The 12,705-nt window shown below is 50.3% G+C and carries 14 protein-coding genes and 2 pseudogenes; 5 read left to right on the top strand and 11 right to left on the bottom strand.

The features are described from left to right. Positions 1-91: 91 nt before the first annotated feature. Positions 92-679, top strand: coding sequence for a YceB family lipoprotein (locus AC27IB_RS22235; protein ID WP_296048763.1), 588 nt, complete (start codon positions 92-94; stop codon positions 677-679). On the opposite strand, the gene AC27IB_RS22230 is transcribed toward AC27IB_RS22235, so the two are convergent. Together AC27IB_RS22230 and AC27IB_RS22225 are read right to left on the bottom strand one after the other, a co-directional pair. Then, positions 672-2,339: a methyl-accepting chemotaxis protein gene (locus tag AC27IB_RS22230; protein ID WP_487123699.1), complete on the bottom strand. Its 1,668-nt coding sequence runs from the start codon at positions 2,337-2,339 to the stop codon at positions 672-674. The genes AC27IB_RS22235 and AC27IB_RS22230 overlap by 8 nt on opposite strands. 214 nt (positions 2,340-2,553) lie before the next feature. Continuing rightward, positions 2,554-5,223 (bottom strand): TonB-dependent receptor, encoded by a 2,670-nt coding sequence (locus AC27IB_RS22225; protein WP_296048758.1) that lies wholly within the window; start codon positions 5,221-5,223, stop codon positions 2,554-2,556. A 447-nt stretch (positions 5,224-5,670) separates the two neighbouring features. Between AC27IB_RS22225 and AC27IB_RS22220 the strand changes: the two genes are divergently transcribed. Further along, a complete protein-coding gene (locus AC27IB_RS22220) occupies positions 5,671-6,126 on the top strand; it encodes a GNAT family N-acetyltransferase (protein WP_487123697.1) in 456 nt (151 codons plus the stop codon). A 23-nt stretch (positions 6,127-6,149) separates the two neighbouring features. Here the strand turns inward: AC27IB_RS22220 and AC27IB_RS22215 are convergent, their stop codons facing one another. The 7 genes and pseudogenes from AC27IB_RS22215 to AC27IB_RS22185 all read right to left on the bottom strand — a co-directional run bounded on the left by AC27IB_RS22215 (position 6,150) and on the right by AC27IB_RS22185 (position 10,216). Continuing rightward, positions 6,150-7,148 carry an NADP-dependent oxidoreductase gene (locus AC27IB_RS22215; protein WP_487123695.1) on the bottom strand — a complete coding sequence of 333 codons (999 nt, stop codon included), beginning with the start codon at positions 7,146-7,148 and terminating at the stop codon, positions 6,150-6,152. A 65-nt stretch (positions 7,149-7,213) separates the two neighbouring features. Beyond that, on the bottom strand, positions 7,214-7,711 hold the full coding sequence (locus AC27IB_RS22210; protein WP_487123693.1) for a hypothetical protein: 498 nt from the start codon (positions 7,709-7,711) through the stop codon (positions 7,214-7,216). A 36-nt stretch (positions 7,712-7,747) separates the two neighbouring features. Beyond that, entirely contained in the window at positions 7,748-8,173 is a 426-nt protein-coding gene (locus AC27IB_RS22205; RefSeq protein ID WP_296048774.1) for an electron transfer flavoprotein subunit alpha/FixB family protein, read from the bottom strand. A gap of 195 nt (positions 8,174-8,368) precedes the next feature. Continuing rightward, positions 8,369-8,626 (bottom strand): annotated as a pseudogene (locus tag AC27IB_RS22200) (adenine nucleotide alpha hydrolase family protein); the annotation flags it as partial. 107 nt (positions 8,627-8,733) lie between these two features. Beyond that, positions 8,734-8,787, bottom strand: a pseudogene (locus tag AC27IB_RS22195) (hypothetical protein); the annotation flags it as partial. Between the two features lie 64 nt (positions 8,788-8,851). Next, positions 8,852-9,139, bottom strand: coding sequence for a helix-turn-helix domain-containing protein (locus AC27IB_RS22190; protein ID WP_296048747.1), 288 nt, complete (start codon positions 9,137-9,139; stop codon positions 8,852-8,854). 213 nt (positions 9,140-9,352) lie between these two features. Next, complete coding sequence (locus AC27IB_RS22185; RefSeq protein WP_296050068.1) at positions 9,353-10,216, bottom strand: YicC/YloC family endoribonuclease; 864 nt, start codon at positions 10,214-10,216, stop codon at positions 9,353-9,355. A 207-nt stretch (positions 10,217-10,423) separates the two neighbouring features. Between AC27IB_RS22185 and rph the strand changes: the two genes are divergently transcribed. From rph to tusA, 3 genes are read left to right on the top strand one after another with little or no spacing between them, the layout of a single operon-like run. After that, positions 10,424-11,137: a ribonuclease PH gene (gene rph / locus AC27IB_RS22180; protein ID WP_296050070.1), complete on the top strand. Its 714-nt coding sequence runs from the start codon at positions 10,424-10,426 to the stop codon at positions 11,135-11,137. A gap of 14 nt (positions 11,138-11,151) precedes the next feature. Then, positions 11,152-11,793: an orotate phosphoribosyltransferase gene (gene pyrE / locus AC27IB_RS22175; protein ID WP_296050072.1), complete on the top strand. Its 642-nt coding sequence runs from the start codon at positions 11,152-11,154 to the stop codon at positions 11,791-11,793. Next, complete coding sequence (gene tusA / locus AC27IB_RS22170) at positions 11,783-12,040, top strand: sulfurtransferase TusA (protein WP_296050075.1); 258 nt, start codon at positions 11,783-11,785, stop codon at positions 12,038-12,040. The genes pyrE and tusA overlap by 11 nt, the downstream gene beginning before the upstream one ends. Here the strand turns inward: tusA and AC27IB_RS22165 are convergent. Both AC27IB_RS22165 and AC27IB_RS22160 read right to left on the bottom strand, forming a co-directional pair. Further along, positions 12,037-12,207 (bottom strand): hypothetical protein, encoded by a 171-nt coding sequence (locus AC27IB_RS22165; RefSeq protein WP_487123690.1) that lies wholly within the window; start codon positions 12,205-12,207, stop codon positions 12,037-12,039. The genes tusA and AC27IB_RS22165 overlap by 4 nt on opposite strands. A 16-nt stretch (positions 12,208-12,223) precedes the next feature. After that, positions 12,224-12,661 carry a hypothetical protein gene (locus AC27IB_RS22160; RefSeq protein ID WP_487123688.1) on the bottom strand — a complete coding sequence of 146 codons (438 nt, stop codon included), beginning with the start codon at positions 12,659-12,661 and terminating at the stop codon, positions 12,224-12,226. Between the last annotated feature and the right edge of the window lie 44 nt (positions 12,662-12,705).

Here is a 12,705-nt window from a genome sequence, read left to right as displayed (position 1 = left end):
CGCCAACGAGCGGGCCTTTAACCATAAAAAACGCTTTGTTTAGTTGTTTTGGTGTAGGATTAACCGGGTTGAAACTCATCCGGTACGCTACATGTTATTAAGAAGCTTTATTCTTGCTACGTTGCTAGGTCTTATCTGCGCCTGTAGCACTCTTTCTTCCATTGCCTCCTATACAGTCACTGAGCATGACATTGAGCAAGGGTTGTTAAAGCAAATCGACCAACTTAGCGAGAAGACATCGGTGGCGGGTATACCGGTAATGTTGAGTGTTGAATCGCTCGATGTCACCGTGGGACCGGATAACCGCTCGGTGGTTGCGCTGCAGGCTGATGCGACTGCCAGCGTGTCAGTGTTTGGACTGAAATACCCGGCAAAGGTGAAGTTAGGTCTGGAGGGCGAGCCTTATTATAATCAGCAGGAAAAAGCGTTGTATGTTCGCTCGCTCAAGCTGACCCACAGCGAAATTGATGCAGCAGGCTTTAAAGGTAATCTGACGCCGCTGGCAGACCGTTACATGGGCTTATTTAACGGTTACCTGGCTTCGCATCCGGTATACCGGATTGATACTGCCAAAGGTGGTCTGGCATGGCTGAGTAATGTGCCGTTAAGCCTCGATATCACGCCCGGTAAAATAATGTTTACCCCACGGTTTAGCGGTGATGAGGCGCAGACTAAATAACAAACTGCGCCATCAGGTGCCGCAGTGACTGCATCTGACCGGCAAGTGTATCGGCCGTTTGCTGGCTGACTTCCGCCCGCTCGACGATATGCTGCAGGGTCGCGACCAGATCGCCTACATGTTGCTGTAACTGATCGCCTAACGCTACCTGACTCTCCGTTTCTGCTGCAGTTGAATCACTCATAGCGTTAATGGTTGCCAGCGCGGTATTCACCTGGCTAAGCGCTTGTTGTGATTGTTGGGTTACCTGACTGGCCTGAACACTTTTAGCGCTGCTTACTGTCATGGTTTCTACCGCATTAGCTGCCGATTGCTCAAGGCGCACAATGGTTTGGCTGATCACGTCTGTGCTGCCCTGGGTTCGTTTTGCCAGCTCGCGCACCTCATCGGCCACCACTGCGAAGCCCCTGCCCTGTTCGCCGGCGCGGGCCGCTTCTATCGCCGCGTTTAGGGCCAGCAGGTTGGTCTGGTCGGCGATACCGTTAATCACCGCCAGTACTTTACCTATTTCCACTACGTCTTTTTGCAGGGTGGCGATTTGCTCGGCAGATACGGATATTTCAGACTCCAGTCCGTTCATGACTGCTACGGTTTCATCAATGGCACGATTCGCTTCATCGCAGTGGCTTTTCACCTGGCTCGCTGCCCTAGCGGTTTGCGTGGCGTTGGTGGCAACTTCTCGGGCTGAGGTCACCAAATCGCCAACAAAGCCCGATACCGTATGGCTGCTTTGCTGGCCTTTACGCAGTTGTTCATCCGCGTGCTTGGTATCGCTGCTGATGGCAGTGGTCGACTGGTATGCGGATTCGCTTTGTGACGCTACCTGGCTGATTAACTGATGGATGCGTGAGGCAAAGCCGTTAAAGTTACGCGCCAGTCCGCTGACTTCGTCGTTACCACTGTCTTTTACACGCTGAGTGAGATTACCATCACCCTGCGTGAGCTCATGGAATGAGTTACTCAACGATAGCAGGCGCTGTAGGATCCCCCGGGAAATTAAAAACGACGTGCCAACGGCAATCAGTAATACCGTTACCGTTATTACCAGGGTCAGAATAAAGGTAGCCTGCCGGGCTTCGCTGGCTTCTTCCCTTAAGGTACTGATGTAGTTATCAATATCGTCAATGTAAAAGCCGGCACCGATCACAATGTCCCAGGCCGGAATGTAGCGAACATAGGATAATTTGGGCACGGGGGTACTCTCGCCGAGACGAGGAAAATAGTAAACATAGTAACCGCCGTTGGCCTGTTTCCCGGTGGATACCAGGTCGCGCACAATATATTGTGATTTCTTATCCTGAAGATCCCAGAAGTTCTCACCCAGGCCGGTATCACTGCTACCCAGTAAGTGTCGGGTGCCCTGACTGTCGTAGCCAAAAAAGTAACCGTTGTCGCCAAACTGCTGCTGGCGTAAACGGGCCAGCCCCTCTGCCCGGTTAGCAGGATCTGTCGTTAGGTCGCTTACCGATGAGAGGGCAAGTTCGATATAGTGCTTAAGTTCCTGATGTTTAACGTTCAGTAGTTGCTTGCGGGTTTCCCTGAGTTGCGATTCAACCAGAGATTCCGCTTCATAGTTGTTTAAAAACAGGAGAAACACACTAAGAAACAGTACCGGTAAAATTGCCAGCGCCCGAAGCTTATTTTTTATTGTTAACTGCATAGCAACGACTTTTTGTAAGTTTTATCAATGGTCTTATACAGACGCCATTTTCTGACAGTCAACAGGAATTGTGACCGCTGAGCTACAGTACTTTTGTACTATGGCAGTTTAAGTCGCTGTTTTTGCTGGACCATGGGCGGTACTGATTAGGGGATGCTAGAAAAACAAAACCCCGCCGGAGCGGGGTTTTATAGTAGTAACAGGGTAGAACTGATTACATTCTGTAGCGGATACCCAGGGCAAATGTACGGTCGCGGATATAAGTATCACGCGGGTACAGACGGGCATCTTCAGATGAATCACCGCCGAAGTAGTCGTTTGCCACATCGTCGGTCAGGTTGGTACCGTCGAAGCTTACAGTCAGGTTCTCATTAACGTCGTAGTTAATGGAGAAGTCTAAAGAGCCGATTGGATCGTGAACCACTGAGCTGCCCGGCTGGTCGCCCACTTCGTTGAAGCTACCATACCATTCACTACGCCAGTTGTAGGCTAAACGAACGTTCAGGCCTTCACGCTCATACATCAAAATAGCGTTGTAAGACTCATCAGACACGTTTGGCAGTGGCTCCATTACCCCTTCCGCATTTTCTGCTTCGTGATCCATGAAGGTGGCGTTTAGCTGCACACCTAAACCATCCAGAACTGCTGGCAGGTTTTCAAAGAACTGGGTATAAGCAAGCTCAACCCCTTCCAGTGAACCGGCGCCAGAGTTAACCGGGCGGGTAATCGAGAAATCACGACCGTCTACAATTTCTTCGTTGGCCACGTATTTCACGTATCCGTCGATGTCTCGGTAGAACAAAGTACCGGTTAATGAGCTGGCTTCGCCAAAGTACCATTCAGCTGCCAGGTCGTAGTTTTGTGACTCAACCGCGCTTAACTCAGGGTTACCGCCGTTACCGTAACCAATCGAGCCTGTTTCTGTTGGCAGAAAGTAAGAGGCGCTGGGGTTCAGGTCGGCAAAGTTAGGACGCTTAATGGTTTTACCATAAGCAGCCCGCAGGAAGACTTCGTCGGTAACCTGTAAACGCAGGTTCACCGCTGGCAGCACTTCTGTGGCGCTGGTATCAACCGTAATCGGCTCTACTACACCGTCGGTAATGCTGTTACCGTTCAGTTCAGACTCCAGACGCACTACACGGAAACCCGCCTGACCATCAAGCAGCATATCGCCAAACTCGTTGCTGAAGTTTGCCTGCGCGTAAAGGGCGTAGTTTTTCTCGGTGTTGTCGTAATACCGGGCTGGCAGGAAATCCGGCTCGGCACGAGAGTAACCCATGGCTTCGCGGATATCGGCACGGTTGCTCAACAGGTAACCGGCATTCGGCGTTAACCACTGGGTATTGTTGAGGTTAGTCACGTCGCTCATGTAACCGCTCGGTGAGTAGTCTTCCAGGCCAGGGAATTCGGTTAATGGAATATCGCGGCCTGAAATGTTACCCCGGCCTGCGGTATCTGCTTCCTGGTTGAACGCAGAGCGATTATTAACCCGCATACCTACGTCTACAGAGTGGATCCAGGAGTCCAGCGCAATGTTGGCATCGAGGGTCCAGTCGATGGCATCCCCTTCCTGGTGGCCACGTGAATCGAAGTTGGTCCACAGATAATACTGGCTCAGATCGGTCATGTCATAAGGCTGACCGTCGCCGTTAAGGATTTGAACGTCGGAGATACCGGCGCCGTTTTTGTCGAAGTCATAGATAATGGTGTCAGCAAAGAACGCTAAATCCAGAATGAAACCACGGTTATTCGCTTCGGTATCGGTGTAAGCCAGGTCAGACTTAACGGTTACGTTGTCGAAATACCATTCACCACCCAGGGCAAACTGATAAGTATCAGACTCATTAAAGAACGACTGGTTACTGGTAATAGTGCCTGGTGCGTCCGGACGAACCACCGATTGCGCAACGTTGGAGCCTTCTTTATACGACTCTACGTAGCCCTGGCCCCAGCCGCCCCAGCTAGGTAGCGGTACCCAGAAGTTTAACTGGCTGTTTTGTTCGTAATTTACGCCGAACACGTCCAGGTAATATGAACTGTTGCTATTGGGTTCCCACTGGAAGCTGGCATTGAATGAATCACGCGTACGGTCGCCGTAGCGGAAGTAACCACCTATCACGTTGGGCGCCATTGCCGGCGCGCCGGCTACATTAAGCGGCGCAGAATTAGGATTGTTTACCACGCTGTCGGGCAGGATAAACGGTGCGGTCACAAAGTTTACCTGGTCCTGGAAGTCGCGATCCTGATGAGAAACACTCAACATGGCGCCAAAGCGGCCGTTGCTGTTTTCCCAGTTATTATTGATGGTAATACTGCCTACCGGGTTCCATGACTCCGCTTCATCACTGTATTCATAGCGCAGGTTACCGGCGGCTGAAAAGCCGTCATCAAAATCAAACGGACGACGTAACTGAATGTCGATACTACCGGCGATACCGCCTTCGATATCGGCGGCGCTGATAGATTTTTTAACATCAACGGAATACACCAGGTCGGCTGGAATGTCGGCCAGTGAGATAGAACGACCTGTGGTAGTGAAGATATTACGGCCGCTCATAGTAGTCACTACATCAGGTAAACCACGAATCAATACCTGGGCAACTTCACCGTTGGTACGTGCAACCTGGATACCCGTAACTCGTTGCAGGGCTGCGGCAACGCTGTTATCCGGTAACTTACCGATATCCTGAGCCACAATAAGATCAGAAATGTTCGAAGCGTTCATTTTAATGTTCTGTGCAGAGTTAAGGCTGGCTTTTACCCCGCGTACATCAATAACTTCAACCTCATCTTCGTTGGGAATGCTGTTCGTGTCCTGGGCATACAAAGGCTGAGCGGAAAGTGCGAATAAAACGGCGCTGGCAAGTTGAGCACGTTTAAACATGTATTATCTCCAAGTAGGTGTTAATGCGCAGTTCACAGGTGTATCGTCCAATTGTGAAAATCCTGGCGCGTTGTAAGGTATCGACCTTAGTCAGTCGAGCTCTCAATTTTTTATTATTGTTATTATTCGGTCGTTGATACTATTGTATGATAATACTACAGTCAACATCCTATTAACGCGTTATGCCGAGGTGTGGTTGGCTTTAGATGGCGTGCCAGGGTTTATTTGTATTAAAAACAGTGAGTTGTGTTTATATTGCCATTTATTGATTTTAATTAATAAATTACGAATTATTAATAACTTGCCTATTTAACTGCGCAGAATGTTAAATAATTGTGGTGTTTTTTCGGCTCGGAATGGCTTTCTAATGGCGCTATTAGTAGCAAATAATTGCAATGGGCGAGAGGATCAGGAATCATCTCTGCCAGCTAAGTCGCGGAGGTCCTTATGCTTAACTGGTATTCGTTACCGTTCTCTCAATTAACTACCGATCAGCTCTATGAATTACTTAAACTGCGCACCGATGTGTTTGTGGTAGAGCAAAATTGCCCTTACCCTGAATTGGATGACAAAGACAGAATGAACGGTGTTTATCACCTGTTGGGCACTACCGAAAACGGGCTGGTGGCTTATGCAAGATTACTCCCTCCGGGCGTGAGTTTTCCTCAGGTTAGTTTTGGCCGTGTAGTGGTAGCACAGCAGGCCAGAGGTGAGGGGTACGGGCAGCTGTTAATTCAAAAAGCGTTGCAAGAATGTCAGCGGTACTGGCCGGATCAGGACATACAAATTGGCGCTCAGGTCTATCTCCAGCAGGTTTATCAGCAGTTTGGTTTTGTCCGTAACTCCGAGGATTACCTCGAAGATGGCATTCCTCATGTGGATATGGTGCTGACCAAAGGGTAACGGTGCAGCACCTCCGGTTATTATTATAGTTTTACCAGTAGCTTGCCTTTATTGGCGCCGGTGAAGAAAAGATTCAGTGCACTCATAGCACTCTCCAATCCTTCTAATACATGTGTCCGGTAGCGTATTTTGCCTTCGGCCACATAAGGACTCAGCTTGTGTAGCAGCTTGCCCGCTTCATGCAAGTGGTCGGGCATAGCAAAACCCTGAATTAAAATACGTTTCTTTATCAGTGGGATCCAATTTGGCCCCGGCGCGGGTGAAGCGGCGGTGTAATCGGCAATCATGCCGCAGACCACTACCCTGCCGTGTACATTCATGCGATCAAAAATGTGTTGTTGTACCGGGCCGCCGGTATTCTCAAAGAAGATATCAACGCCCTGTGGAGTCAGCGCTTTAAGCTTAGGGGCTAAATCATCGGTTTTGTAATTGACTGCGCCATCAAAGCCCAGCTCGTTGACTATCCAGTCTGCCTTTTCGTCACTGCCGACCACGCCGATTACCCGCAGTCCTTCGGCTTTGGCTAACTGGCCAACCATGGACCCGACTGAGCCTGCTGCGCCGGTTACTACCAGGGTTTCACCGGCCCGGGGTTTGCCGATGTGAAATAACCCCTGGGTGGCGGTCAGACCGGGCAAGCCAAACACTGCCAGAGCCGTTTCGCCGTCGACGCCGGGCGGTAATTTATTCAGCCCTTTACCGTCGCTCAGAGTATATTCAGTCCAGCCCATCATACCCATGACTTTATCGCCCGGCGAGAAGTCGGGGTGGTTCGACGTGATGACTTCACCGTAGCCACTGGAACGCATCCGGGTATTAAGAGCTACCGGCGGGATATAGCTGTCTTCATCGGGCATCATCCAGCCCAGCATGGCCGGATCCATTGACATATGGGTTTGCTTAACCAGCAGTTCGCTAGTCGCCGGCTGTGGAATGTCCTGGCTAACGACCTTAAATAAATGCGGACCGATGGGATTTCCATCAGGGCGTGCGGCCAGTAATATTTCTTGGTATTGGCTCATGAAGTACTCCTTGGTAAACACCGGGAGTATGGCACATCACTGCCGTTTACCAAACCGCAGGCGTTTTAGAGGACTTTTTCTTCCTTAAGCATTTTCAGTATCGCTTCGGCGGCTTTATCCACCTCGTATATCTTTTCTCCGCCTGAGCTTTGTATCTTGGCGGTAGCGGCTTTAAAACGCTCGGCGGCGGTTTTGGCCTTGACCACTTTTAAACGCTTTGGCCGCTTGCGGCCTGGTCCCGTATGCCATGAGGCCTGTTGGCTGTCCGCGGCTGGATTAATCGACTCTATAGTTTGCACAATGCCGCGACGGGCTACGCCAAAAGAGGATTGTCTTGGCGTGGGCGCCGCCATACCCACCGAAGCCATAAACGGTAGCTGGGTTTTTAGCTTGCGGCGCTGACCGCGGGGCAGACTCTGCATCACTTCTGCATAGCCTGCAGCTACATCTATTGCCAGGATAGCGCAGATATTAGGAATAAAAGGGATGTTTAATTTGTCTGCCAGCAAATACGGCAAACAGCCGGAGGACTCGCCTATTTCGCTGCGGGTACCGGTGAGCAATACATAGGGTAAACTGGCATCTTCAGCATTAAAGTACTACAGCAACGCATCGCTTACATCGCTGGTGGCAGCACTGTCGCTGGTATCAGTGTTGAGCGCCGCTATCAGCGCTGTTAGTACTTCGTCACTGTCGGCTATCACGCTCAGGTCGGCACGTTTTACCATGTTACAGCTATCATCAGTATTAATCGCAATGACCTTCTGACACTGGCCAATGCCCTGCATATGCTGAATGGCACCAGAGATACCCACCGCAATATACACTCTGGCTGTGACCCACTTGCCGGTAGCCCCAACCTGTCGTTCCCGTGGCATAAAGCCATCGTCTACTGCCACGCGGCTGGCGCCTTCGGTAGCACCCAGTAAACGGGCAGCGTCATGGAAATGTGCCCAGTCGGCAATCCCGTTGCCGCCGGAAAGGATAAAGTTGGCTTCGGTGAGATCGATATCGTTGGGGTCCACTTTCGCTTTACCTAAATCTTCGATACGGGTGGCGACACTGGTGGTTACTTCAGCTTGCAGCCGTTTGCACTCGTGGCGGCTTTCATCTATCTGATCAGCGCATTGTTCCAGCGCGATAATCACCTGTGATAATGGCCGGGTAATATCGGTTTTACCCGCTGCACCGCGGCAGATCAGCTGGTGGTTTTCCAGCTTCCAGACCCCGGTGCATGGCCGCTGACCCAGACTTACCGCAACGCGTCGGCCAATGTCAGCGCCGCCGAGTACTGTATCGGGGAAGCAAAGATGGCTAAACGGTAAACTCGTGGTGAGTGAACAAATCCGGGCGGCTCGCTCCTCGGGCAGATAGGCATCACTGCTGGCAATCGGCACCACAATAAGTCTGTCCACCCCTGAGTGCTGATAGCTTGTGATCTGTGCATCATCAGGCTCGCCGGTATGAAATAAAATGCCTGTAACAGCCGTTGATTCGGGCGTTTATCAAGGTAGTTGTAGGCAACCTCTGGCGTATGCCGGTTGTTAAGCGGCAAATGTGGTGAAATGGCAAACCCATGTTGTTGCCATTGCGGCGAATAGCTTAGTCTTAACAGATTTGTAGGGCTATCCAGAGCCAATGTGCCGATAACATCATCACCGTAATTTACATATCAGTTGATATGCATGGGTGTTCGCCATTGGTTAAACCCATTCCTCGTCTGATGAGGAGTGCGCTGCCGGCGTTAGCGCTTTCGATGTCAGTTTAATACCCAGTCCATTCAGAACAGAAAAAACCGCAGCTAAGGTACAATTTGCATTACCGTTTTCAATACGTGACAAGGTATTAATGCCGATCCCGCATAGCGCTGCGCAGTCGGCCAGTTTAATGCCTAGTCCTGTGCGCTTGGCTTTGATTAGTTGCCCAAGTATCTCTGCGCTATCAATAAAGTCGGTACTTGGCATGTCTGAAGCGGTTACTTTCTTGGCCATGAGGTTAAGACTACTGAGTATTGTTCACCATAACTGGTGATTATAGAGTGGTTTTAAGAAATTTCAAATATAATCACCAATAACGGTGAACTTATGTGTGTTGTTAGGTAAGAGTAACTATATATCACTGATAGCGGTGATTTATTAAAGGGGTAATAATAAAAAGCCGCTAAATTAAGCGGCCAGGATGAAACTAATGAAAGGAGTCAATTCTCACTCAATATTCTGGATCTGCTCGCGCATCTGCTCAATTAGCACTTTAAGCTCTACCGCAGATTGGGTGATCTCGGTGTTAATAGACTTTGAGCCCAGCGTGTTCGATTCGCGGTTAAACTCCTGCATCATGAAGTCCAGTCGACGACCACAGGCGCCACCTTTATTCAGAATTTTGCGAGTTTCACCAACGTGAGAATTCAGGCGGTCAAGCTCTTCGGCCACGTCGACCTTCTGGGCTAACAGGATCATTTCCTGTTCAACTCGCGCTGCATCCAGTTCCAGCTTGGCTTCCTCAAAACGAGTCTGAATACGTTCGCGTTGCCAGTTAAGGATTTCCGGCATACGTTCAGACACTTTCTGTGCTTCGACTTCGATAGCATCAAGGCGTTGTTCAATGAGCAATTTAAGGTTTTTACCTTCATCGCCTCGGGCAGCGATAAAGTCATCCATTGCTTTATCCATACCGGCCAGTAAGTCGGCCTGAATGGCATCCATATCGGCTTCTTCGGCGGCAATCACGCCCGGCCAGCGCAGCACGTCGAGAGGGTTAACACCGGTTGACTGACCGTGCGACTGTACCCAGTCGGCGGCGTGCAATACCTGTTTGGCCAGCTCTTCGTTAAGCGTTAACTTAGTGACGGCGGCGTCGTTAGCCGTGAACCTTAAAGCACATTCTACCTTACCGCGCTGCAAACGCTTTCTGAATCGATCGCGCAGCAAAGGTTCTAAGCCACGAAACTGCTCTGGCAGGCGAAAATAGGTTTCGAGGTAGCGTTGGTTTACTGAGCGTATTTCCCATACCGCTGTTCCCCAGTCTTTTTTTACTTCGCTGCGTGCGAAAGCCGTCATGCTGTAAATCATTGTATTGTCCGTCGGCATATTGCTTGTGTAGTAACCTATTGTACTACAGTCCGCACCTGAACCCTATGCCTTTACATCCTGGCTAACGGTGAGAGTTTCACATGAAACATCATGCTGGTTGGGATGATTCAACGTTCAACTTATGGCATTAATTACGGTATACTGTCGCGGTTAAATTAGCCGAGTACCCAATTTCAGGAGATTACCATGCGCCCAAGTGGCCGAACTGCCAGCCAAATCCGCCCCGTCACCATTACCCGAAACTTTACCTGCCATGCGGAAGGTTCTGTACTGGTGGAATTTGGTAACACCAAAGTTTTGTGTAATGCCACGGTTGAAGAAGGCGTGCCACGTTTTATGAAAGGTCAGGGAAAAGGCTGGATCACTGCTGAGTACAGCATGCTGCCACGTTCCACGCACACCCGCTCTCAGCGCGAAGCGGCGCGAGGCAAGCAAGGTGGTCGTACACTGGAGATTCAACGTTTGATCGCCCGCTCACTGCGTGCTGCGGTAGACCTTAAATTACTCGGTGAAAATACCATTACGTTTGATTGCGATGTAATTCAGGCCGATGGTGGTACCCGTACCGCGTCTATTACCGGTGCTTGTGTGGCCTTAATCGATGCCCTTACCTATATGCGCAGTAAAGGCATTATTAAAGCGAATCCGCTGAAGCATATGATTGCAGCACTGTCAGTGGGCATCTACCAGGGTACGCCAATTGCCGATCTGGAATACATTGAGGATTCTGCCGCCGAAACAGATATGAACGTGGTCATGACCGAAACCGGTAAGCTGATCGAAGTTCAGGGTACCGCTGAAGGCGAGCCCTTCTCTTTTGAAGAGATGCACGAATTGCTGGATATCGCTAAACACGGCTTGCGCGAGTTGTTTGATATTCAAAAAGCGGCATTAAACTAAATTTCGGAGACCCCATGAAAGCATTCCAACAGGCGTTTATTGAGTTCGCGATTGCCCGTGGCGTTCTGAAATTTGGTGAATTTACCTTAAAGTCTGGCCGCAAGAGTCCGTATTTCTTTAATGCGGGCTTGTTTAATCGCGGCGGCGATTTGGCCAAACTGGGTCGTTACTATGCTGATGCATTAACCGATGCCGGGATTGATTTTGACGTCTTGTTTGGCCCTGCGTACAAAGGTATTCCTATTGCCACGACCACCGCGGTAGCGTTGGCCGATCACCATAATCTTGATGTGCCTTACTGTTTTAATCGTAAGGAAGCGAAGGCTCATGGTGAGGGTGGAAACCTGGTAGGTAGCCCGCTGGAAGGTAAAGTGATGCTGGTGGATGACGTAATTACTGCCGGCACGGCAATCCGTGAATCCATGACCTTAATTGAAGCCAATAATGCTTCGCTTGCTGGTGTGCTGATTGCGCTGGACCGTCAGGAACGTGGTACCGGTGAGCTTTCGGCAATCCAGGAAGTTGAGCGCGACTACAGCACCAAAGTTGTGTCTATTGTTTCACTGAATGACGTGGTGACTTACCTCAGGTCTGCTGGCGGATACGATGAGGCGATCAGCGCTATCGAAGCCTATCGGGAAAACTATGGCATCTGAGCCAACGGTTAACTGGCAGGACGCCGATCACCAGCTTGATGCGCTGGGATTGCGTTGCCCGGAGCCGGTAATGATGGTGCGTTTGCAAATGCGTAAGCTGGAAGACGGCCAGACGCTGTGTATTACTGCCGACGATCCGGCTACGGTGAGAGACATCCCCAGTTTTTGTCGCTTTATGCAGCACACTTTGTTAGCGGCCGAAACCGAACAGCTTCCCTATCGCTACTTATTGAAAAAAGGCCTCTAGCCTTCTGACGCTGCCTGTAACACCAGTTGTTGCAGGCAGTGCTTATGTTCCAGCGACATGCTGTGAATGTCACTCAAATGAATCTTCTGACCCTGCAGTAACTGCTTTAGCACCGATACCCGCAATTGCACATTCACGAACTCCGGTTGTGGCTGAAATGTTTTCATTGGTTCCTCCTCCTGATCAATGCAGATGGGTTGAAAACTGCATAACATCATCGTGACGTAACCACTCTTTTAACTGGTGAATGGTCGACAGTAACTGAGGCTCCGATGCATACAACGGCATCAGTGCCGAGAGCTGTTGCTGGGTATCATTGAGCACATCCTGGCTGAGCTCAGGCTGCGTTTTACTGCAATGGTTTATTGCCATGGCGGCCGCGACGAAACTCACCAGATCCTGGTGGTAAATTTGCGATGCGCTGTCTGGCCGGCGCAGCGCAAACAAAATGGACTGTCCGATTTCCCAAACCTGGGTATAGAGCTTACGGGCCCGGGAAGTCTTGCCATCACGCCTGAGTTGCAGCGCCTCCAGTTTGAGTTTCTGGCGTTCTATCCGAGCCTCTTCCGGGTGCAGTTGTAACCATTTCCGATAGACCGGGCAAAGTAATGAGCTACGCATAACAAGCATCTCCTGTAATCCATCAACGCGTGAGAGTCATTACT

The organism is Alteromonas sp. 4NH20-0104, assembly GCF_057547795.1.
The sequence above is the reverse complement of the archived record's forward strand: the minus strand, read 5'-3'. Positions and strand labels throughout refer to the sequence as shown.